This is a genomic window from Pollutimonas nitritireducens, assembly GCF_002849615.1.
Taxonomy (GTDB): Bacteria; Pseudomonadota; Gammaproteobacteria; order Burkholderiales; family Burkholderiaceae_B; genus Pollutimonas; species Pollutimonas nitritireducens.
Genome location: NZ_PDNV01000002.1, coordinates 45,183 through 67,614, shown reverse-complemented (window position 1 = coordinate 67,614; position 22,432 = coordinate 45,183). Strand labels below are relative to the sequence as shown.

22 protein-coding genes are annotated in these 22,432 nt (G+C 57.8%); 13 read left to right on the top strand and 9 right to left on the bottom strand.

Annotation, left to right across the window (positions count from 1 at the left end):
- Positions 1–42: 42 nt before the first annotated feature.
- On the bottom strand, positions 43–723 hold the full coding sequence (locus tag CR155_RS02760; RefSeq protein ID WP_102068477.1) for an LOG family protein: 681 nt from the start codon (positions 721–723) through the stop codon (positions 43–45).
- On the opposite strand from CR155_RS02760, the gene polA reads away from it, so the two are divergent.
- Positions 722–3,439, top strand: a complete 2,718-nt coding sequence (gene polA / locus CR155_RS02755; RefSeq protein ID WP_102068476.1) for a DNA polymerase I — start codon at positions 722–724, stop codon at positions 3,437–3,439. The two genes, CR155_RS02760 and polA, sit on opposite strands and share 2 nt — an antisense overlap.
- 34 nt (positions 3,440–3,473) lie before the next feature.
- Positions 3,474–4,271 (top strand): dienelactone hydrolase family protein, encoded by a 798-nt coding sequence (locus CR155_RS02750; protein WP_102068475.1) that lies wholly within the window; start codon positions 3,474–3,476, stop codon positions 4,269–4,271.
- A gap of 28 nt (positions 4,272–4,299) precedes the next feature.
- Here the strand turns inward: CR155_RS02750 and CR155_RS02745 are convergent, their stop codons facing one another.
- Positions 4,300–5,970, bottom strand: coding sequence for a Na/Pi cotransporter family protein (locus CR155_RS02745; RefSeq protein ID WP_102068474.1), 1,671 nt, complete (start codon positions 5,968–5,970; stop codon positions 4,300–4,302).
- A 27-nt stretch (positions 5,971–5,997) separates the two neighbouring features.
- Complete coding sequence (htpX, locus tag CR155_RS02740; RefSeq protein ID WP_102068473.1) at positions 5,998–6,879, bottom strand: protease HtpX; 882 nt, start codon at positions 6,877–6,879, stop codon at positions 5,998–6,000.
- A 147-nt stretch (positions 6,880–7,026) separates the two neighbouring features.
- Here htpX and CR155_RS02735 point away from each other — a divergent pair, with 147 nt between their 5' ends.
- Both CR155_RS02735 and CR155_RS02730 read left to right on the top strand, forming a co-directional pair.
- A complete protein-coding gene (locus CR155_RS02735) occupies positions 7,027–7,962 on the top strand; it encodes a DMT family transporter (RefSeq protein WP_102068472.1) in 936 nt (311 codons plus the stop codon).
- Positions 7,955–8,818, top strand: a complete 864-nt coding sequence (locus tag CR155_RS02730; RefSeq protein ID WP_102068471.1) for a sulfurtransferase — start codon at positions 7,955–7,957, stop codon at positions 8,816–8,818. The genes CR155_RS02735 and CR155_RS02730 overlap by 8 nt, the downstream gene beginning before the upstream one ends.
- On the opposite strand, the gene CR155_RS02725 is transcribed toward CR155_RS02730, so the two are convergent.
- Positions 8,815–9,966, bottom strand: coding sequence for an aromatic ring-hydroxylating oxygenase subunit alpha (locus CR155_RS02725; protein WP_102068470.1), 1,152 nt, complete (start codon positions 9,964–9,966; stop codon positions 8,815–8,817). The genes CR155_RS02730 and CR155_RS02725 overlap by 4 nt on opposite strands.
- A gap of 289 nt (positions 9,967–10,255) precedes the next feature.
- On the opposite strand from CR155_RS02725, the gene CR155_RS02720 reads away from it, so the two are divergent.
- The 9 genes from CR155_RS02720 to CR155_RS02680 all read left to right on the top strand — a co-directional run bounded on the left by CR155_RS02720 (position 10,256) and on the right by CR155_RS02680 (position 17,614).
- Positions 10,256–10,519, top strand: coding sequence for an exodeoxyribonuclease VII small subunit (locus CR155_RS02720; protein WP_199171668.1), 264 nt, complete (start codon positions 10,256–10,258; stop codon positions 10,517–10,519).
- 1 nt (position 10,520) lies between these two features.
- Positions 10,521–11,435 carry a polyprenyl synthetase family protein gene (locus CR155_RS02715; protein ID WP_102068468.1) on the top strand — a complete coding sequence of 305 codons (915 nt, stop codon included), beginning with the start codon at positions 10,521–10,523 and terminating at the stop codon, positions 11,433–11,435.
- Between the two features lie 77 nt (positions 11,436–11,512).
- On the top strand, positions 11,513–13,411 hold the full coding sequence (dxs, locus tag CR155_RS02710; protein WP_102068467.1) for a 1-deoxy-D-xylulose-5-phosphate synthase: 1,899 nt from the start codon (positions 11,513–11,515) through the stop codon (positions 13,409–13,411).
- Between the two features lie 103 nt (positions 13,412–13,514).
- Complete coding sequence (gene folE2, locus CR155_RS02705; protein WP_102068466.1) at positions 13,515–14,354, top strand: GTP cyclohydrolase FolE2; 840 nt, start codon at positions 13,515–13,517, stop codon at positions 14,352–14,354.
- A gap of 201 nt (positions 14,355–14,555) precedes the next feature.
- Complete coding sequence (gene rpsF, locus CR155_RS02700) at positions 14,556–14,933, top strand: 30S ribosomal protein S6 (protein ID WP_102068465.1); 378 nt, start codon at positions 14,556–14,558, stop codon at positions 14,931–14,933.
- Between the two features lie 23 nt (positions 14,934–14,956).
- Positions 14,957–15,274: a primosomal replication protein N gene (gene priB, locus CR155_RS02695; protein WP_102068464.1), complete on the top strand. Its 318-nt coding sequence runs from the start codon at positions 14,957–14,959 to the stop codon at positions 15,272–15,274.
- A gap of 94 nt (positions 15,275–15,368) precedes the next feature.
- Positions 15,369–15,641, top strand: coding sequence for a 30S ribosomal protein S18 (rpsR, locus tag CR155_RS02690; protein WP_073108404.1), 273 nt, complete (start codon positions 15,369–15,371; stop codon positions 15,639–15,641).
- A gap of 16 nt (positions 15,642–15,657) precedes the next feature.
- Positions 15,658–16,113, top strand: a complete 456-nt coding sequence (gene rplI, locus CR155_RS02685; protein ID WP_102068463.1) for a 50S ribosomal protein L9 — start codon at positions 15,658–15,660, stop codon at positions 16,111–16,113.
- Positions 16,114–16,234: 121 nt separating this feature from the next.
- Positions 16,235–17,614, top strand: a complete 1,380-nt coding sequence (locus CR155_RS02680; RefSeq protein WP_102068462.1) for a replicative DNA helicase — start codon at positions 16,235–16,237, stop codon at positions 17,612–17,614.
- 7 nt (positions 17,615–17,621) lie between these two features.
- On the opposite strand, the gene CR155_RS02675 is transcribed toward CR155_RS02680, so the two are convergent.
- From CR155_RS02675 to CR155_RS02655, 5 genes are all read right to left on the bottom strand, one after another.
- Positions 17,622–18,587, bottom strand: a complete 966-nt coding sequence (locus tag CR155_RS02675; protein ID WP_102068461.1) for a bile acid:sodium symporter family protein — start codon at positions 18,585–18,587, stop codon at positions 17,622–17,624.
- 51 nt (positions 18,588–18,638) lie between these two features.
- On the bottom strand, positions 18,639–19,655 hold the full coding sequence (pdxA, locus tag CR155_RS02670) for a 4-hydroxythreonine-4-phosphate dehydrogenase PdxA (RefSeq protein ID WP_102068460.1): 1,017 nt from the start codon (positions 19,653–19,655) through the stop codon (positions 18,639–18,641).
- A 15-nt stretch (positions 19,656–19,670) separates the two neighbouring features.
- Positions 19,671–21,347 carry a PhoH family protein gene (locus CR155_RS02665; RefSeq protein ID WP_102068459.1) on the bottom strand — a complete coding sequence of 559 codons (1,677 nt, stop codon included), beginning with the start codon at positions 21,345–21,347 and terminating at the stop codon, positions 19,671–19,673.
- Positions 21,348–21,429: 82 nt separating this feature from the next.
- A complete protein-coding gene (locus CR155_RS02660) occupies positions 21,430–21,897 on the bottom strand; it encodes a peroxiredoxin (RefSeq protein WP_102068458.1) in 468 nt (155 codons plus the stop codon).
- A complete protein-coding gene (locus CR155_RS02655) occupies positions 21,897–22,346 on the bottom strand; it encodes an Mth938-like domain-containing protein (RefSeq protein ID WP_102068457.1) in 450 nt (149 codons plus the stop codon). The genes CR155_RS02660 and CR155_RS02655 overlap by 1 nt, the downstream gene beginning before the upstream one ends.
- Positions 22,347–22,432 lie beyond the last annotated feature (86 nt).

Here is a 22,432-nt window from a genome sequence, read left to right as displayed (position 1 = left end):
CGTGTAAAAGGACGGCGCGGGCATGGTGCGGCGGGTTGTATTTTATTCGGGCAATGCGGGCGCGTAGTCGCCTTCTTCGGCCAGATTGGAGCAAAATACTTCAATATGCCGCATGGCTTCGTCGGGATCGTCAGTGATGGTGAGCAGGTCCAGATCGTTTGGCCCGATGAGATGGTTCTCGAGCAGATTGGCTTTTATCCATTCGATCAGGCCTGCCCAGAACGCCGCGCCGATCAGGATTATGGGTGCTGGAGGCACTTTGCGGGTCTGGACCAGGGTCATGACCTCGAAGAGCTCGTCCAGCGTCCCGAAGCCGCCCGGCATGGCAATATAGGCCGCGCTGTGCATGAAGAAAGTGGCTTTGCGGGAATAGAAATAATCGAACGCGAGGCTGTGGGTCTGGTACCGGTTACAGCTTGCTTCGTGTGGAAGGTTGATATTCAAACCCACGCTTTTGCCGCCCGCCAGGAAGGCGCCTTTGTTGGCTGCTTCCATGATGCCCGGCCCCCCCCCTGCAATGACGGTGAGGCCGGCCTTGGCGAGCCGTGAACCGATGGCTTCGCTTAATGCATAATAGGGTGAATCGGGTTTGATGCGGGCGCTGCCGAAAACGCTTACGCCCCAGCCTATTTCTTCGAGCGTATCTGCGGCTTTCTGCATCTCTGACATAATTCCGGGAATCTGCTGAGCTGCCGGTAAACGGACTACTTTATTATCTGACATGAAAAAAACCTTGTTGCTTGTTGATGGGTCCAGCTATTTGTATCGGGCCTACCACGCCATGCCCGACCTCAGGAATGCCAAGGGAGAACCTACCGGAGCGCTCTATGGAGTCATCTCCATGTTAAGGAGACTCCAGCAGGATTACAAGGCCGATTATGCCGCGTGTGTTTTCGACGCGAAAGGCAAGACCTTCCGCGACGATATGTACCCTTTGTACAAGGGCCACCGGCCATCGATGCCCGACGAGCTGGCAGCACAAATCGAGCCCATCCACCGGGCGGTTGCCGCCCTGGGCTGGCCGGTGCTGACCATACCTGGCGTCGAGGCTGACGATATCATAGGTACATTGGCCGAACGGGCGACGGCGGAAGACGTACTTACAATCATTTCCACGGGCGACAAAGATTTAGCTCAACTTGTGAACGACCATGTCGAACTGGTCAATACCATGACCAATGAGCGACAGGATATCGCTGGCGTACAGGCCCGGTTCGGTGTGAGACCCGACCAGATCGTTGATTATCTGATGCTGATAGGCGATACCGTCGACAATATACCGGGGGTACCCAAGGTAGGCCCGAAAACGGCCGTCAAATGGTTGTCCGAACATAAGTCTGTGGATGGTCTGGTTGCGAATGCGCAGGCCATCAAAGGTGTCATTGGCGACAATTTGCGTGCGGCCATTCCCAATTTCGACCTGACGCGGCGTCTGATCACGGTGAAGACCGACTGCGACATTCCGGTACTTGCCCACGGTCTGGCCGATTTGACTCCGCGACCTCTGGACCGCGAGGTACTGCTGAAATTGTACGATGATTATGGCTTCCGCAACTGGCTGCGTGAACTCAGTGGCGAGAGCGAACGTATTCCGACACAGGACAGCCGCATGGCGGCCCAGCCGCCACCGGCTCCGGTTCAAACCGACTACGAAACGCTTCTTGAATGGAGCGACTTCGATCGCTGGATGACCAGGCTGGAATCGGCGGAGCTTGTGGCACTGGATACCGAAACGACCTCGCTGGATCCCATGTTGGCCAGGCTGGTGGGAATATCCTTGTCCATCGAACCGGGCGTGGCATGCTATATACCTGTGGGCCATCGGGGGCCGGACCAGGTTCGGCAACTGCCCCGCGAGCAGGTTTTGGAGCGCATGCGCAAATGGCTGGAAAATCCAGCGATTCCCAAGCTTTTGCACAATGCCAAATACGACGCCCATGTATTCATGAGCGAGGGCATAAACCTGGCAGGCATCACTGACGACACCATGCTGCAGGCCTATGTGCTCGAATCGCATAAGCGTGTCAATTTGCAGGAACTTGGGCAGCGTTGGCTGGGACGGACCGGTACGACCTTCGAAGACCTTTGTGGGAAGGGTGCTCGGCAGATTTGCTTCGACGAGGTTGACGTCGACAAGGCATCCCACTATGCCTGCGAGGATGCCGATTTCACGTTGCAACTGCATCGGGCACTGCGCCCGCAAGTCGCCTTGGACCCCGGACTCGAAGCGATCTACAAGCTCGAAATCAAGGCATCGCGGGTGCTGACCATCATCGAGCGCAACGGCGTAGGGATAGACGCCCATGTGCTTGCCATGCAGAGTCACGAAATCGGACAGCAGCTCCTGTTGCTGGAAAACAAGGCGTATGAACTGGCCGGCCAACCGTTCAACCTGAATTCCCCGAAACAGCTGGGCGAGATACTTTTCCAGCGCATGAACCTGCCGGTAATTCGCAAGACCGCCAGTGGCGCTCCGTCCACTGACGAAGATGTGCTCAGTAAGCTTGCCCGCGACTATCCGTTACCTGAACTCCTGCTCGAGTACCGAGGCCTTGCCAAGCTGAAGTCGACGTATACCGACAAATTGCCGAAAATGATCAATCCGGCCACGGGCAGGGTCCATACGCGTTACGCCCAGGCCGCTGTCATCACGGGACGTCTGGCGTCATCAGACCCCAATCTGCAGAACATACCTGTACGCAACCCGGAAGGCCGGCGTGTACGCACGGCGTTCGTGGCCACAAAGGGAAAAATCGTCTCGGCCGATTACTCGCAAATCGAATTGCGGGTCATGGCACATGTGTCGGACGATGAGAATCTGTGTCGCGCCTTTGAACTAGGCGAAGACATACACCGTGCGACCGCCTCTGAAGTGTTCGGCGTTGCGCTTGCTGATGTCTCGGCCGAGCAGCGCCGGGCGGCCAAGGCCATCAACTTCGGTCTTATTTACGGCATGGGCGAATTCGGCCTGGCTTCCAGCCTGGGCATCACACGCGACGCGGCGAAGGCTTATATCGACCGATACTTCGCGCGCTACCCGGGTGTTGCCGCCTATATGGATCAAACCCGCCGGATGGCGCGCGAAATGGGCTATGTCGAGACCGTATTTGGTCGGCGGCTATGGTTGCCCGAGATTCGGGGAGCCAAAGGGCCGCGACTCGCCGCCGCCGAGCGGGCGGCGATCAATGCGCCCATGCAGGGCACGGCGGCCGATCTCATCAAACTTGCCATGGTTGCGGTCCAGGAATGGATAGAAAGCCAGGGGCTTGAATCCCTCATGGTCATGCAAGTTCACGACGAACTGGTATTCGATGTGCCAGCCGATGAGGTCGAGACTGTCGTGCAGCATTTGCCTGCGCTGATGTGCAATGTGGCCAAATTGCGTGTGCCTTTGGTTGCCGACGTGGGTGTCGGACCCAATTGGGAACAGGCTCATTAGCCGGCAGGCCCGGCTTGTTTTTTCAGGAGTTGCCATGTCATTTTCGCTCGCTACCGGAAGCGCTGTAACCGCGCTGCACACCAGCGCCGACCGTTTGCGCCATGGGTTGGTCGATATCCCGGTCGCCGATGGCACCATACCAGCCTACTATGCGGCCCCCGCCGATCTCGAGCACCCGCCGGTGATCCTGGTCATCCAGGAGATTTTTGGCGTACACGAGCATATCAAGGACGTTTGCCGCCGGTTCGCCGTGCAAGGGTATATGGCGGTTGCCGTCGAGCTCTATCACCGGCAGGGGGATGCGGCCAGCTATTCCGATATTCCATTGCTGATCAAGGAAATCGTGTCCAGGGTGTCCGACGAACAGGTACTGGCCGACCTGGATGCCAGCGTGGAATGGGCGAATACCCAGGGGGCCGATACCACCCGCCTGGGCGTCACCGGTTTTTGTTGGGGCGGACGGCAGGTATGGATGTATGCCGCACATAACCCCCGTTGCAAGGCCGGGGTGGCCTGGTACGGTAAATTGACGGCGGGACACGGGCCTTTGCAGGTCCGGAATCCCATCGATATCACTTCAGCCCTGCACGCGCCTGTGCTGGGGCTGTACGGTGGCCAGGATGCCAGCATCCCAATCCAGGATATACGGCGCATGGAGGCAAGCCTGAAGCAGGGTAGTAGCGCTGCCCGCGCTTCGCAAATTGTCGTGTATCCCGAATCCGGCCATGCGTTCTATGCCGATTATCGACCCAGCTATCATGTGGTCGATGCCCAAGACGCCTGGGACAAGGCGGTGGCATGGTTTGAACGGCATCTATCCAGCACTGCTTGAGCTCTCCTGGCTGCGCCAGGCGGGGTATTTATTCTGTCAGGCTTTCGCTATCGCGCAGGCGGTTGGGCAACAGTTCGTTATTCTTGGCCAGTATCGGGTAGGCGGACGCTTCGATCAGGTAGGAGTTCACGGTCTTGATATCGCGCAGTATGTCTAGGTAGAAGGAGCCCAGCTCGGCCGCGTCGAGTCGGCCCAATTTGATGTTTTCCAGGTGCTGCTCTGCGGCGTTGGTTTCCAGTTCCCTGAAATGGTCTTTTTCGAAGGCGAGGAATTTCGCGCTTCTTACATCTTCGGCGACGAACAGGGCGGCGGCCTGGCGCTGATTGCGAATCAGCCGGTCCAGCATCGTCGTCAATTCCGTGGCTTGCTTGGGAGTAAAAGACCTGCCTTTCTTGAACACGCCGGCGGCATGCACAAGCAAGCCATTGGTGATCAGGCTGGCAGCGTGGGCAATATTTGCTGAAAAGACCAGGATCTCGTCACGGCGGCGGTGGTCTGCGGAATTCAACGCATCCTGATCCAGCGTTGCCACATACGTTGTGATGAGCCGTTCCAGCCGATTGATGGCGTTGCTGATGTAGCGCGCATGGGCGTTGCGGTGTCGGTTGTCTTGCAGCACGCTGGCGCGAGCCATTCCAATCAGGCTTTGAAGCATATCGGCCAGTCGCAAGGCCTCTCTGGCCGCATTTCCCAGTGCAATGCCCGGAACTTCATGCGCCGATTCGTCCAGGTACTGCGGACGCGAGGGGTCGTTGGGATCGGTACGCTTGGGCAGCAGCTTTACGAGCAACTTTGAATATGGGGTGAGGATGGGCAGAAATAGCAAGGCGGTCAGCACATTGAAAAGTGTATGGAAGTTAGCTACCGCGCGCGACGGATCGGGACTGAAAAACGCCATTAGCGAAGGTAGCCATGGCAGCAGCGACAGGGCCAGCATGCATCCAGCCAGGCGCATACCCAGATTGCCCAGGGGGAGCCGCCGCGCGGCTGGATTGTTGTCGGCGCTGCCTTCCAGCATGGGATTGATGGATGTGCCGAGGTTGGCCCCCAGTACGAGTGCGAAGGCCAATGCGGGCGTGACCAGTCCATGAGCCGCCAATGACATGATCAGGACCACGACGGCTACACTGGAGTGCGCCGCCCATGCGAGTATCGCGGCCAGCAACAGGCCGATCACAGGCTGGTCGGACAAGGCACCCAACAGAATCTGCAACAGGCTGGCGTCTTGCAGCGGTGCAAAAAGCTGCACCAGTTGTTGCAGCGCCATCAATAGAAGACCCAAGCCAATGAATACACGGCCGAGGTCACGGCGCCTGCTAGGCTGATTGCGCCGGAACAACCACACTCCGATCAGGATGGAGGCGGGAGCCACTGCGGTCAGGTTGAAAGACAGCAGTTGCACGATCAAGGTTGTACCGACGTTCGCGCCGAGCATCGCGGCAAGGCCGGGGCCAAGCGCAACCAGTCCGCCCGCCGCAAAACTGGCGATCATCAAGCCCGTCGCCGTACTGCTTTGTATGGCCGATGTAATGGCAAGACCGGTGAAAAATGCCCGCACGCGAGTGCCCAGGGCGCGACCCATCCAGATACCAAGCGACGCGCCGAACGCGCGTTGTACGCCGCTCTGCACCATATGGACGCCCCAAAGCAGCAGGGCGATGTAGCCGCCAAAATCAAGCAGAGCGAACAATTCTTTCATGACTGCATGATAGACCCGCCTTGCGTATTAAATTCGTTGGGCAGCGTGCAAGGCGTTTATGCGCGCCTGGATGGGTGGATGCGAGGCAAACATGGCGCTGATGGCACGGTTCCCTGAGATGCCGGAGGATTTGAAAGCCTTGGGTAGCTCGCCGGCTTCCATGCCGCCCAGCCGCGCCAGCGCCCGCAACATTGGTTCGCGAGACGCAAGCAGACTTGCGGAGCCGGCATCGGCCCGGTATTCGCGTTGGCGTGAAAACCAGGCGACGATGATCGAGGCAAGGATGCCGAATACAATTTCACACGCGATGACAGTGACGTAATAACCAATGCCGATGTCGCGATCGTTCTTCAAGATGACGCGGTCTACGAAGTAGCCGACGATGCGGGCGAAGAACACCACGAAGGTATTGACCACGCCCTGGATCAGCGTAAGCGTAATCATGTCGCCGTTTGCGACGTGTGCCACTTCATGGCCAAGTACGCCCGCGACTTCTTCTTCGGTCATGCTTTCAAGCAGACCGGTGGATACGGCGACCAGGGCGTTGTTCCTGGATGCACCGGTGGCGAATGCATTGGGAGCGCCGTCATAGATGGCGACTTCGGGGCGGCCTATGCCCGCGCGGTCGGCCAGTTGGTGCACGGTGTCAACCAGCCAGGCTTCCTTTGCGTTGGCCGGCGCCTGGGGATCGATGACACGTGCGCCGGTGCTCTGTTTTGCCATCCATTTGCTGATGAGCAATGAAATGATCGAACCTGTGAACCCGATGATGGCGGAGAAAATCAGCAACTGTGTCAGGTCCAGCCCGTTCGCTGTAAGGAACCGGCCGACGCCCAGCACGCTCATGGACGCGCTGAGTACGATCAGTACAGCGAAATTGGTTAGCAAGAAGAGGACGATTCGTTTCATGTTTAAAGTTTCCGGCGTAGCGAACAACGAAGTTGGACTGTATATATGGAGTCCAGTTCCTGGATTTAAAGCGGGGCAGCCAATAATTGGGAAAACGGCAGAGTATAGTATCGACTTTGTAGTTTAAATCTGAATTCGGTTGATTTCATGCAGTCTCTGTGGATGTTACTGGCGAGTGTCATGTTTGCTGGCATGGGGGCATGTGTGAAAGTCGCCTCCGATTATGGTGCTTCTCTGCCGCACGTGGTCTTATTTCGAGGAATTCCTTCGGTAGTGCTGCTGTTGTGCTGGGCCAAATTTACACATCGCCGACTCAGACCGCCAAGCTGGAAGCTTCACCTGTGGCGCAATATTTCGGGCGTCACATCAATGTGGCTGGGTTTTTTCGCGATTGCCCATTTACCCCTTTCGACTGCAATCAGCCTGAATTACACTGCTCCCTTGTTCATCGCCGGCTGGATGCTCGCCCGTGGTGGCACGCAGCGCGATCCCGTCCGGCTTATTGCGGTGCTATTCGGTTTTATCGGGGTGGTCGCAGTACTGCGCCCGAGCATCGGTCAGGAACACTGGTTTGCCGCGCTTCTTGGCCTGGGCGCCGGAGCGCTATCGGCGGTGGCCATGATGCAGGTCCGGGAATTGGGACGGGTCGGTGAGCCCGAGTGGCGCACGGTACTGATCTTTTCCTGCTGCGTATGTCTGACCAGCGTGGGCGGAATCGCCGTCGAGGGATGGGGCCATATCGATGTTGCCGCCTGGCTGGCCTTGGCCGGAGTCGGTCTGCTGGGCCTCGTGGGGCAGTTGGCCATGACGCGCGCTTTCGGCATGGGGTCGGCGCTCTTGACGGCCGCGTTGCAATACACCACGATCATCTTTGCCGCCATGTTGGGGATCATCTTCTGGGATGACCTGCCGGATGCGATCGCCTGGGGAGGTATGGCGATGATCATTGCTTCGGGCCTGCTGTCCATATGGCGCACCTATAGCGAGGATCGTGTCATGAGGGGCCAGACCACCGTGGTCATGCAGGCTGCCACAGTCGCCACAACGAATCCCGTCAACGAAAAGGAGTCCCGACATGCCTGATCTATTGATCGATGCGCCCACCCTCGTACACAAATTGCCGGCTTCGGGCTGGCTCGTCTTCGATGTCAGGCATGATCTTGTCGATCATGCGGCGGGCCGGGCAGCCCACCAGAAAGGGCACATCCCCGGCGCCCTCTATCTCGATCACGAACGCCAGCTGGCGGCGCCGAAGACGGGGAGCAATGGACGTCATCCGCTCCCGTCCCGGGACGATTTCGCTGCGCTCATGCGGGCCCAGGGATTGACCCCCCGCACTTCAGTACTTATCTACGACGGCGGCAACAGCATGTTCGCCGCCCACCTTTGGTGGATGTTGCGCTGGCTTGGGCACGAAAATGCCGCCGTACTCGACGGGGGGTGGCCAGCATGGGTTGCTGCCGGCGGAGACATCGAAACCGGTACTACCGTGCCCGCAGTGACTGGGGGGCAGGCCACGAAAGATTCCGGCTATCCGGGTCAGGCCAGCATGCCGACGGTCGATGCACAGACAGTGTTGGCCAATATCGGCAAGCCGTCCTTTGTCGTGCTCGACGCCAGGGCGGCCAACCGATACCGTGGGGAGGTCGAGCCTATGGATCCCGTGGCCGGCCATATCCCGGGCGCCTTGAACCGGCCCAGTACGTTGAATGTCCGCGAAGACGGGCGCTTCAAGTCAGCTGCAGAACTGCGCCACGATTTCGATGAGCTTCTTCAAGGACGCCCAGCTGACCATATCGTGCATCAGTGCGGATCCGGTATTACCGCCAGCCATAACCTGTTCGCCATGGAGCTGGCGGGCTTGCATGGTTCAGCCTTGTATCACGGTTCTTGGAGCGAGTGGTGCAGTGATCCGGCACGCCCGGTCGAGCGAGGCTAAACTCCGGCTGGATCCATCATGCGACGATACCATTCATGAAAATGTCGCATGCCGTCTTCCATGGGTGATTGGTACGGCCCCTGATCATCGGCCCCGCGTCGCATCAGTGCCCGTCGGCCAGCGTCCATGCGTTCGGCGATTTCGTCGTCCTCGACGGCGGTTTCCATATACGCGGCGCGGTGCGCCTGCACGAACTCGCGCTCGAATGCCACGATGTCTTCGGGGTAATAGAACTCGACGATATTGATGGTCTCTTGCGGACTCACCGGATGCAGCGTCGACAGGACCAATACATGGGGATAGAGCTCGATCATGTGCGTGGGAAAGTACGTCACCCAGACCGCACCGAATTGCGGTGCCTCGCCACTGCGGTAGTTCATCAGCTGCTCATGCCAACGGCGATAGGTAGCGGTACCTGGCTGGCCTAGCGCGCTGTGTATGCCCACACGCTGCGAGCTATACATGCTCGAGAATTCCCAGGCCAGATCTTCGCAGCTTACAAATCTTCCCAATCCGGGATGGAATGGACCGACGTGATAGTCTTCCAGGTAGACTTCGATGAAGGTCTTCCAGTTATAGTGGCATTGGTGTACCTCGACATGATCGAGCACGTAATCGGAGAAATCGAATTCGGGACGTGCAAAAAGGGCCGTCATATCGACGGCGGGATCGCGCGGTCCTTCAAACAGCAGCCCGTGGCAGTTCTTGAGCGTGAACTTCTGAAGGTTCATGCACGGTGTTTCAGGAAACTGCGGCGCGCCCATCAGCTTTCCTTGCTGGCTGTACGTCCATCGGTGGACGGGGCATACAATATTCCCACCGGTATCGCGCAGATTACCGTTCTGGCTTTGTGTCGCGCTACCGTTTTGCTGGACGTCCCCCAGCATGATGGCCTGGCGGTGGCGGCAGACATTTGAAATCAGTTCAACGCCCTGGGTGTTGCGCACCAGCATCCGGCCACTGTTTTCCTGGGGCAGGGTGCGCCAGTCGCCGACGTCGGGCACGAGTTTTTCATGTCCTACGTATAGCGACGATTTCTTGAAAATGAGTTCTTGCTCTTGGACAAAAATAGCATCGTCGAAGTAGCTGCCGACAGATAGTTGCGTTTGTGCCGGCGCAATGTGCGCTTTCCGACCAATGTCGGTCATAATTCGCCCCCGCGGTGAAAAACCAGGAGGATGGCGCGTCCTGGTGCGACGAAAAAAGGCCTGGCCGATAAATTGAGTAAGGGGGGAATTGTACCCCAAGTAGGGATCGTGACAGGCACAAACGAGAGTGCGATTTGCAGCTGCATGGGCGCCGACTAGAGGCCCGAATAAGGGTTTTCGGCAATTCGCAGGGCATCTCGTACAATTTGGACGAGATGCATAAAATGTGGGGCGTTCCCGACCCGCCTATCTTCTGGAATGAATCATGGTTGACACGAAAACAAGCGCTCTGCCTGAGAGCAAGAAATCGGCTGCCGAAGCAACCGCGTTGCCCCAGGATTTCGAAACGGCACTCGCGCAACTCGAAGCGCTGGTCGCGAAAATGGAAAATGGGTCATTGGCCCTGGATCAGTCGCTGGCCGCCTATGAAGAGGGCGTCGAGCTGGCCCGGATATGCCAGCGCCGGCTTGATCAGGCTGAACAGCAGGTCAAAGTGCTGCAGGGCAACCTGCTCAAGCCGTTGGCCGATGCACCAGAAGGCGATGAGGAATAGGATGGGTCGAGAACCGATCGATTTTTCCGTGTGGCTGCGAGAGCGTGTCGAACATATCGAGGACGTGCTCGATCGCCTGCTGCCGCCTCCCGAGACCATACCAGAAGGTCTGCACCAGGCGATGCGCTACGCGGTGCTTGGTGGCGGCAAGCGAGTGCGGGCGGCTTTGGTCTATGCTGCTGGCGAAGCTTCCCTGCAAACCGGCTCGGAAGCTTCGGCGCAGCGCATCGCGCTGGATCACGCCGCCGCCGCTGTTGAGTTGATCCATGCGTATTCGTTGATACACGATGACCTGCCATGCATGGATGACGATGACTTGCGTCGGGGCAGACCCACCGTGCACGTCAAGTTCAATGAGGCGACGGCCATGCTGGCCGGCGACGCTCTGCAGCCATTGGCCTTCGAGTTGCTTGGCCTTATGCCGATCGCACCCGCCCTTACCGTGCAGGCGACGCTGCTATTGGCGCGTTCGGCCGGCAGCCTTGGAATGGTCGGCGGGCAGGCCATTGATTGCGACAGCGTAGGCCACGCGCTGACAGGCGACCAACTGCAGCAGATGCACCGCATGAAAACAGGTGCATTGCTGGAAGCAAGCGTTTTACTGGGCGGGATAGTCGCCGGGGCCAGCTCGGCCACACGCGCCGGTCTGGAGAGCTATGCCGGCGCCATCGGCCTGGCGTTTCAAGTCGTCGACGACATTCTGGATGTCACTTCCGATACCGCCACGCTCGGTAAGACAGCCGGCAAGGATGCCGCTGAAAACAAGCCCACTTACGTGTCCATCATGGGGCTGGACGGATCCCATGACCTTCTGCACAGCCTGCGCGATCAGGCACAAGCCGCATTGCTGCCGCTGGGACCCTCGGCAGCCCACTTAGCCGGCATTGCGAACTACATCGTCGGACGCGATCGCTAGGTTCATTTCGCGGCGCCTGCGCTTACTGTTATTGTTGACGGTCTAAAATGCTGTCTGGACACTACTCTATCACTCGTATGACCCACGCTACTCTCGAACAAATTCATTCACCGGCGGACCTGCGTCTGCTGGATCGACGCGAGCTCAAAGATGTCGCAGAGCAATTACGTGAGTTTGTGCTGCATACCGTCTCCAAGACCGGCGGCCATCTGTCATCGAACCTGGGCACGGTCGAGCTGACTATTGCCTTGCATCATGTATTCAACACGCCTGACGATAGAATTGTCTGGGACGTGGGACACCAATCGTATCCACACAAGATCCTTACCGGCCGGCGCGAACAAATGGCCAGGCTCCGACAGAAAGGTGGCATTTCCGGTTTCCCCAAGCGCAGCGAGTCGGAGTACGACGCATTCGGCACGGCGCACTCGTCCACGTCCATATCGGCGGTGCTCGGTATGGCAGTCGCGTCGCGCAACGCGGGGCTCAGCGACCGTCAACATATTGCGGTGATCGGCGATGGCGCCATGACGGCTGGCATGGCCTTCGAGGCATTGAATAATGCCGGGGTAACACCGGGCGTCAATGTCCTCGTGGTGCTCAATGACAACGACATGTCGATATCGCCGCCGGTAGGGGCGCTGAATCACTATCTGGCGCGGCTTCTGTCGGGGCGTTTTTATGCCACGGCAAAGAACGTCGGGCGGGCGGTCCTGCAGCATGTGCCTCCCGTTCTCGAGCTGGCGCGGCGTTTTGAAGGGCATGCCAAAGGCATGGTCTCGCCTGCCACCTTATTCGAGGAGCTTGGCTTCAATTATGTCGGGCCTATCGATGGGCACGATCTCGATGCGCTCGTTCCAACGCTGGAAAACCTGCGCAGTCTTGGCGGTTTGCAGTTCCTGCATGTCGTCACAAAGAAGGGGCAGGGTTATAAGCTGGCTGAAGCTGATCCGGTTTTGTATCACGGGCCTGGCAAATTCGATCCCAGTGTCGGCATCCAGAAACCCAAATCACCGCCGAAGCAAACTTTCACCCAGGTTTTCGGACGCTGGCTTTGCGACATGGCTGCCGCGGACAGCCGTCTTTATGGGATCACCCCGGCGATGCGCGAAGGCAGCGGCATGGTCGCATTCGAGCAGCGCTTTCCCGCCCGATATATCGATGCCGGCATAGCCGAACAGCACGCCGTCACGTTTGCAGCCGGCCTGGCCTGCGAGGGCGAAAAGCCCGTCGTTGCCATTTACTCGACATTCCTGCAACGTGGTTACGACCAGTTGATTCATGATGTTGCCTTGCAGAATCTGGATGTGACCTTCGCCCTGGACCGTGCCGGAATTGTAGGCGCCGATGGCGCAACGCATGCTGGAAACTTCGATATCGCCTTTCTGCGCTGCATACCGAATATGGTCATCGCCGTTCCCTCCGACGAGAACGAGACCCGCTTGTTGCTGAGTACCTGTTATGAGCATCCCGGTCCTGCTTCAGTGCGATATCCGCGCGGACCGGGTTGCGGCGCCGAGGTCCAGGCCGACCTCGAAACAGTTGATATCGGCAAGGCAGTGCTCAAGCGTTCCGGCGAAAGAATCGCGATCCTGGCCTTTGGTCCTTTGTTGCACGAAGCCTTGCTGGCGGCGCAGGAAATCAATGCGACAGTCGTCGACATGCGTTTTGTAAAGCCGCTGGATGAAGCGATGTTGCAGGCGCTGGCCCAAGAACACGACGCCTTTGTTACTATTGAAGAGGCCGCGATCATGGGCGGAGCGGGCAGCGCCGTCCTGGAATATTTCAGCCGACAAGGGATTTTGCGCCCAGTGCTCCAGTTGGGCCTGCCCGACCAGTTCATCGATCATGGCGAACAAACCGTTATTCTCGGCGAGTTGGGGCTCAATGCACCGGGCATTCAGCTCTCTATACAGCAGCGTTTCGGCGCCCTGTTGACGGAGCAAGCCGTTCCCGTCGCTAGGCAAAGTACCTAATACCACCATGGTTATAGGGTTATACGGTGGCTCTATGCCGCATAATAAGCGGTTGTCTGCAAACCGGCGCTTCGTATAGTGAGTGCTTTATAGGTCTTTTATCATGAATATAATGATTGATTCTGCTGTTGCCATGCCTGACGTGCAAAGCAGCGTCGATATCCGGCATATTGCCATCGAGCGTGTGGGTGTGCGTGGCGTACGGCATCCCATGCTGATCGCCGCCGAGTCGGGTGGGTCGCTTCCTACGGTTGGCACCTGGGAGCTCACGGTATCTTTGCCGGCACACGAAAAGGGTACCCATATGTCCCGTTTTGTGGCCTTGCTCGAGCAGCACCGGCAAACACCCATGACACCCGCACGGTTCTGCGACATGGCGGTTTCCATGCTGGTGCTCCTTAATTCCGAAAAAGGCGATATCGCAGCATCGTTTCCGTATTTCATGACCAAGGTGGCTCCTGTTTCAGGAGTGGCAAGCCTGATGGACTACGAAGTCAAATGGACTGCCCGCGTGCAGACGGCGGCCGCATGCGGGTCCGCGGCGGCGAACACGGTTGGCCAGGCCGAATTCGAACTGTCCGTGCTCGTACCGGTAACCAGTCTTTGTCCTTGCTCCAAGGCCATTTCACAATATGGTGCGCACAATCAACGATCCCATATTACGGTCAACGCCGTATTTGCCGACCCGGCACTGGTTGAAGTCGATACGCTCATCCGCGGAATTGAACAGCAGGCGTCATGTGAACTGTGGGGGCTGCTCAAGCGCAGCGACGAAAAATACGTTACCGAGCGCGCCTACGAGAACCCGAAATTCGTCGAGGATCTCGTACGCGACGTGGCGGTGCAACTCCAGAACGTAGCAGGTGTCCAACGGTTTCGCGTCGAGGCCGAGAATTTTGAATCCATACACAACCATTCCGCCTACGCCGTAGTCGAAGGGTAAATCGCCACGACACCTTTCCATGGCGCTTGCGGTGGTTTACGCAACGATGGTAGAATGCTTGGTTGTTTCTTGCTCGACCCACATGTTTTCATACTGCTTGAGCCGCTATGGCGGCCCCTGGAGTTTTATGGGCGGGCTGTTCCTTTTGATGGCAGCGATATCGCTGGTCGCATCAAAAGATATCCACAAGGAGTGTAGTTTATGCGTCACTACGAGGTAGTGTTTATTGTGCATCCCGATCAAAGCGAGCAAGTGCCCGCCATGATCGAACGTTATTCGGCAGTGGTTACCAGCAATGGTGGTCAGATTCATCGCCTGGAAGATTGGGGCCGCCGCCAATTGGCTTACCCTATCCAGAAGCTGGTGAAGGCTCATTATGTTTGTTTCAACATCGAATGCGGACAGACCGTGCTCGACGAACTCGAACATTCCTTCCGCTACAACGACGCCATCTTGCGCCACCTACTCATCAAGACCAAGAAAGCGCACACCGCGCCGTCACTCATGATGAAGTCGGTCGAGCGTGAAGAAGCCCGCAAGGCAAGCGCTGAAGTCGCGCCGGCTCCACAGGCGGAATAAGGACCTGTGTCCCGAGTCAACGCGTGAATCAACTTCTGTTGTCTGCTTCAGCCCTCGAGGTCAAGCCATTACGGTATACCCCGGCCGGCCTGCCAGCAGTTGAAATGATGTTGAGCCACGAATCAGAGGTCCAGGAAGCCGGTCATATGCGTCGGATAGAGCTGGTACTTACTGCAGTTGCTCTTGGAGACATCGCTTTGTTGTTGGCCGATACCCCTTTGGGTGCATCTTTATCGATACAGGGCTTTCTTGCCCCGGCACGTAAAGGCTCCAACAAACTGGTATTGCATATACAACAGGCAAATCGGGTTTTTGCCGGCGGCGCAAGCGCCGTTGTATAGCAGGAATTCATGGTAAATCGCTGCGCGAGCGAATAAACGCTCGATGCATGGAACAGACAGCTTGGGCTAAGCCCAGACATTAAAGAGGCACATTATGGCTTTCTTCAAAAAAGGCAAAGAAAAACGCAAGTTCACGCAACAAAATCCGCTGTTCAAACGTCGCAAGTTCTGCCGTTTCACAGCTGCCAATGTTGACGAGATCGACTATAAAGATCTGGATACACTGCGTGACTTCATCCAGGAAAATGGCAAGATCATTCCTGCGCGTTTGACCGGTACCAAGGCACATTACCAACGTCAGCTCGATACAGCGATCAAGCGTTCGCGTTTCCTGGCCTTGCTGCCTTACACCGATAACCACAACTAATCCGGGGCCTATCGTCATGCAAATCATCCTGCTCGAAAAAGTCGTCAATCTAGGCAATCTCGGTGAAGTCGTCCGCGTACGCGACGGTTATGCCCGTAATTTCCTGATTCCCCAGAAAATCGCCCGTCGCGCCACTGAAACCGCTCTGAAAGAGTTTGAAGAGCGTCGCGCCGAACTTGAAAAAGTGCAAGCCGAGAAACTGGCGGCAGCACAGGCCACCGGCGAAAAGCTGGCCGACCTGTCTATTGTCATTTCACAGAAAGCCGGTGTCGACGGCCGTTTGTTCGGTTCCGTCACCAGCATGGACATCGCTGAAGCGTTGGCCAAGCAAGGCTACGACTCGGTCCAGAAATCGCAGGTTCGCTTGCCCGACGGCGCGCTCAAGGCTGTCGGTGAGTTTCCCGTGTCCGTTGCTCTGCATGCTGATGTAGTGGTCGAGATCACGGTTCGTGTACAAGGCGAAATGGCCTGATTCCAGATCAGCCACGTGGTACATTCCTTTGTTCCGGAATGTACGCCTCGCCCGCATGAAGCAAGAAGCCGGTGTATGCCGGCTTTTTGTATTTTGATCTGATTTGTTCCGGAGCGTCAATTTGGACAGCAAGAAAAAAAACAGTGATGCGCAGCTGGATTACCTGCGCGTGCCGCCGCATTCGGTCGAGGCCGAGCAGTCTGTGCTGGGCGGTCTGTTGCTGGACAACGCCGCCTATGACCGCATCACCGATGTGTTGAATGAAGACGATTTCTATCGTTTTGATCACAAGATCATCTGGCAGCACATCACGCGTCTTATCAGCCTGGCACGCCCGGCCGACGTAGTTACCGTCAATGAGTCGCTCGCCAGTGCAGGCAAGTCCGACGAGGTGGGCGGTCTGGCCTACCTGAATGCCTTGGCACACAACACACCCTCCGCCGCCAATATCAGGCGTTACGCTGAAATCGTTCGCGAACGCTCGATGCTGCGTAAGCTGGTGTCGGTTGCCGACGAAATATCGGCCGCCGCGTTCAATCCGCAAGGAAAAGAGGCCCGGCAGTTGCTGGACGAGGCCGAGTCTCGCGTGTTCCAGATTTCACAAGAGGGCTCGCGCGGTACTACCGGTTTCCAGGAAATCCAGCCGTTGCTGACACAAGTCGTCGAACGCATCGACGAACTCTATCACCGGGAAGGCGATTCCGACATTACCGGCGTGCCGACCGGCTTTACCGACCTCGACCGAATGACGTCGGGCCTGCAGGCGGGCGACCTGGTCATCGTTGCAGGCCGTCCGTCCATGGGCAAGACGTCGTTTTCCATGAATATTGGCGAGCACGTTGCCATTGAGCAGGGCTTGCCGGTTGCTGTGTTCTCCATGGAAATGGGTGCCGTGCAGTTGGCCATGCGCATGGTCGGTTCGGTGGGCATGCTGGACCAGCACCGCATGCGTACTGGCAAGCTGACGGCAGACGACTGGCCACGGCTTACGCATGCCGTACAGCAAGTCCAGGAAGCCCAGATCTACATCGACGAAACGCCGGCACTGACATCCATGGAAGTTCGCGCGCGTTCACGCCGGTTGGCCAGGCAGTGCGGCCAGTTGGGACTGATCATTATCGACTATATGCAGTTGATGTCCGCGAACTCTTCGGGCGAGAACCGCGCTACCGAGATCTCCGAAATCAGCCGATCGCTGAAAGGCCTCGCCAAAGAGCTGCAATGCCCGCTGATTGCCTTGTCGCAGTTGAACCGCAGTCTTGAGCAGCGCCCCAACAAGCGCCCGGTGATGAGCGATCTGCGGGAGTCGGGAGCAATCGAGCAGGATGCCGACCTTATTTTGTTCATCTATCGCGACGAGGTCTATAACCCCGATTCGCCCGATAAGGGTACGGCGGAAATCATCGTGGGCAAACAACGTAATGGCCCGATTGGGAGCGTGCGCTTGACATTCCAAGGTGCCAGCACCCGTTTCCTGAACTTCACCTCGGGCATGGGCTAGGGTTGAACTACTCGCGCCTTGCGTAGGCGCCGGCGATCATGGCGCAGATAATCAGCTGTATCTGGTGGAATATCATCAGCGGCAGCACGATGGTGCCGACCGAGCCGCCCGCAAAAAGGATATTGGCAATGGGAATGCCGCTGGTCAGGCTTTTCTTTGAACCGCAGAACATCAAGGTGATTCGATCTGCCAGGTCGAACTTGAGCAAACGTCCAAGCAGCAGCGAGATACCCAGTACGAGTCCGAGCAGGACCAGGGATATGAACACCAGGGCGACCAGGGCCGACAATGGCGTCTGTGACCATAATCCGCCGATCACGGCTTCTGAAAACGCGGTATAGACGACTAGCAGGATGGATCCCTGATCGACGATCTTGAGCATCCGGCTGCGCTTGACGACCCATGCGCCGATCCAGCGGCGAGCCATTTGTCCCAGTATGAATGGCAGAAGCAACTGAAGCATGATCTTGCCGATGGCATCGAAGGACAAGGGCACATTATTGACGCTGCTGCCGGCCAGCACCAGGCCGACAAGCAAGGGTGTGATGAATACGCCCAGCAAACTCGATGCCGAGGCACTGCATACCGCCGCCGACACATTTCCGCGGGCAATAGACGTAAACGCGATGGCCGACTGCACGGTTGCCGGCAAACAGCACAAGAACAGGATGCCGGTGTACAGGTCCGGGGTGAGGAACGGCTTTAAAAGCGGTCCCGACAAGATGCCCAACACCGGGAAGACCACGAAGGTCACTGCGAATATCGTGCTATGCAGGCGCCAATGCGAAGCCCCCGCAACGATCGCATCGCGGGACAATCGTGCGCCGTGCAGGAAGAACAGCAGGGCGATGGCCAGATTGGTGATCCAGCCGAAAATTGGCGTGCCTATGCCGTGGGCGGGGAGGAAGCTGGCAAGCAGGATGGCAAAAAAGAGTTTGATCAGGAAGGGATCGATGGAAATTCGCGGGGTCATCAGGGATACAGCAGAGAAGTTGCAGAGGATTGCACCAGCGGAAGACCACTGTCACAGGCTGGGATTATAGGCGCTGTCGGGCGTCATGGATAAGGCAAGGTCATAAGCGCAACGTAGAGAACCCGGATCGGCAATACCCTGCCCGGCAATGTCGAAGGCCGTGCCATGGTCGACGCTGGTGCGCACGAAAGGCAGTCCCACTGTTACGTTGACACCCTCGTCGACGCCCAGATATTTGACGGGTATCAATCCTTGATCGTGATACTGCGCGACGACGATATCGAATTCGCCTTGGCGAGCCCGCATGAACACAGTGTCGCCCGGAAGCGGGCCATGGACGTTCATTCCTTCGGCCCGGGCCTGATTGATGGCGGGCGTGATGACTGTAATTTCCTCCTGTCCGAATCTTCCGTCCTCGCCCGCGTGCGGATTCAGTCCGGCGACGGCGATGCGGGGATATTCGACTCCGGCTTGCCGGCAAGCCCGGTGAGCCAGCCGGATTGTGTCAAGCTCGGTCTCGTAGGTGATTAGGCGGCTGACCTGTTGCAACGGCAGGTGTATGGTGACCAATATGACCCGTAGCTCAGGGTTGACGAGCATCATCGCATAGTGCGAGGTACCAGTGCGTTCAGCCAGAATTTCAGTATGGCCCGGAAAATTGATACCAGCGGCCTGCATGGCTTTCTTATTGAGCGGGGCCGTAACAACGGCGCGCAGTTGCCCGGCTTGCGCGTCGTCGATGGCATGGCATAAATATTCATAGGCGCCACGCCCCGCTTCGGCACTGAGGCGGCCCGGGGGAAGGCTGGCCGGCAACGCCTGCCACCGGTTTAATACGGGGATCGAACCAGGGCTGTGCCCCGCGAGTTCCGCTGCGCTGACCAGTTCCACGTGCAGGGCATCCGACATATCCAGCTGTCCGATGGTGGATTGCAGGACCCCCGCGTCACCGTAGACGACTGTAGGGTAGGGCAGGCCGGCTGCAAACAGCTTGACGATTATTTCGGGGCCGATGCCTGCGGCATCGCCCATGGTGAGCCCGACCGGTGCGAGTGAAGGTTTGCTCATGTCGGTAGCAAAGACTTAAAGCGCTTCGCTGGCGTAGTCGGCCAGGCGGGAGCGTTCGCCTCGCTGCAAGGTGATATGCCCGGCATGTGGCCAGCCCTTGAAACGATCCACGACGAAGGTAAGGCCAGAGCTGCCTTCCGTAAGATACGGAGTGTCGATCTGGGCAATATTTCCCAGGCAGATGATTTTTGTTCCCGGGCCCGCACGGGTGACAAGCGTTTTCATTTGCTTGGGGGTAAGATTCTGTGCCTCGTCGATGATCAGGATCTTGTTCATGAAGGTGCGTCCGCGCATGAAGTTCAGGGACTTGACCTTGATGCGCGAACGTATGAGTTCCATCGTTGCATTCTTGGTCCAGTCCTGCCCGCCGGCGGCAGGCACGATGTCGCCATTGCCTGGCCCCAAATGCAGTACTTCCAGGTTGTCTTCGAGCGCGCCCATCCAGGGAAGCATTTTCTCTTCCTCGGTTCCCGGCAGGAAGCCGATATCGTCGCCCACCGGCACAGTGGCCCGGGTGATGATGATTTCGTTGTAGCGCTTGGTTTCCAGTGTTTGCGTCAAGGCGGCCGCCAGGGCCAGCAGCGTCTTACCCGTACCTGCCTGCCCCAGCAGGGACACGAAGTCGCAGTCGGGGTTCATGAGCAGATTGAGGGCGAAATTCTGTTCTCGATTGCGGGCCGTGATGCCCCAGACATTGTTTTTGCCGTGGCTGTAGTCGCGCAATGTCGCCAGCACGGCGCTTGTGCCGCTGACTTCCTTGACCTGAGCCTGCAGTGGAAGCTCGCCATCGAGATACACGAACTCGTTGACGATGAATTCGGAGCATAGAGGCCCTTTGATACGATAGAACGTTGTGCCCCCTTGTTGCCACGATTCCACGTCCTTCCCATGCTTGAGCCAAAAATTTTCCGGCAATGGCATGACCCCGTCGTAGAGAAGATCGGAGTCATCCAGGACGTGGTCGTTCAGGTAGTCTTCGGCGGGCATGCCCAGCGAGCGCGCCTTCAGGCGTATGTTGATGTCCTTCGATACGAGCACCACCGCACGCTTGGGATGCGATGCCTGGAGCGCGTGCACCACGCTAAGGATGACATTGTCAGCCTTGCCCAGCGGCAATTCTATGGGCAAATTCGAGTGCAGCGCGGTGGTCTGAAAATGCAATCGGCCCAAGGCTTCCTGATTGCCCAATGTGTCAAGCTCGACGCCGGGTTCCAGTTCGGTCGACGTTCCAACCAAGCCGTCGAGAAAGCGGCTGACCTGGCGTGCGTTGCGTGCGACTTCGGACATTCCCTTTTTTTGGTGATCGAGCTCTTCGAGCACGATCATCGGCAGAAAAATATCGTGTTCCTCAAACTTGAACAGGGAATTCGAGTCGTGCAGCAGTACGTTGGTATCCAGTACAAACAGCTTGCGCTTGGCCGCGGGCAGGCGGGCCTTGCGTGGATTGCGCGATGGGACGACCGCCAGCGGGGGCGCACTTGCCACCTTCGCCGGCGCGGGGGCTGGACTGGCGTTTATTGCCGGCGCGGCGGCCGGTGTGGCGGCGGCGCGTTTCGTGGAGGCCTTACGTGCAGGAACGCCCGCAGCGGGAGCCACTACTGCTTCTGCAGGTTCGGGTGCATTGCTTGCATCGTTGGATGCGGCAGGGGAAATCATGGCTCCCATGCGGGTCGGCAACTTCGGTAGCGGCATAAGGTGTGTGCTCCCTGAGCGTTCAGATAAGTAAGTGATCGTAGCAATCGAAATCAGGGCATTGCAGTTCGTGCCGGTGGCGTCATGCCTTTTCCCGCACGGCCTTCAACACCTCGTCAACGTGGCCGGGAACCCGTAGGCCTCGCCATTCTTGAATCAGCACGCCTTGTTCGTCGATCAGGAACGTGCTGCGTTCAATCCCCCGTACCTGTTTACCGTACATGTTTTTCAATTTCATGACCTTGAACATTTCACACAGATTTTCGTCGGGGTCGGCAATGAGCGCAAAGGGAAGACTTTGCTTTTCGGTAAAACTCGCGTGCGACTTCAGTGAGTCGCGCGAGACGCCTACGATCTGACAGCTGGCGTCGGTAAACTCGTGGTGGTTATCACGAAAACCCTGGGCCTGCGTCGTGCATCCCGGGGTACTGTCTTTGGGGTAGAAATACATGACGGTGCTGCGCCCGAGCAGCGTTTCGCGGCTTATGTTTCCGTGTGTACTGGCGGCGACGAAGTCTGGAATGGGTTTTCCAACGGCTACTTCGCTCATTATTTTGCCTCCCCGAGGGGCAATAGCGCGGCAATGACGCGGCGCCCTTCGGCCATCAGGATGTTGTAGGTGCGCGCCGCGGCCTGCGTGCTCATGGCTTCGACACCTATGCCTGCTTCAAGCAGCGGACGCGTGACGTGTGCCGGCAGCAGGTGCTGGCGGTTGCCGGTTCCGATCAGAAGAACCTCTGGCGCTCCCGCCGGCTTTTGCGGCGCGGCATCGGCATTCAGGAAAGCCAGGGGATCGATACTGGCGGTCGTGATGCCGGCGATCGCGCGCAGCGTATCGGCGGTGATGTCGCTGACCACATGCACCGACCAGGTATTGATGTCACCTTCAGGCGCGAAATAGACCGCGTGCCCATAGGAGACTTCATTGATTTCTATGTAATCATGCCCGTAGGCGGTCACGGTATTGAGCGCCGGGTTGGATTCGCTTTGCAATTGCACAAAAAAACTCCCAAAGTCTTGAAGATCATAGCGCAAAGACGGTCGATTTATGGCGACCCCGCGTTTTTTTTGGATCGTTTAAACTA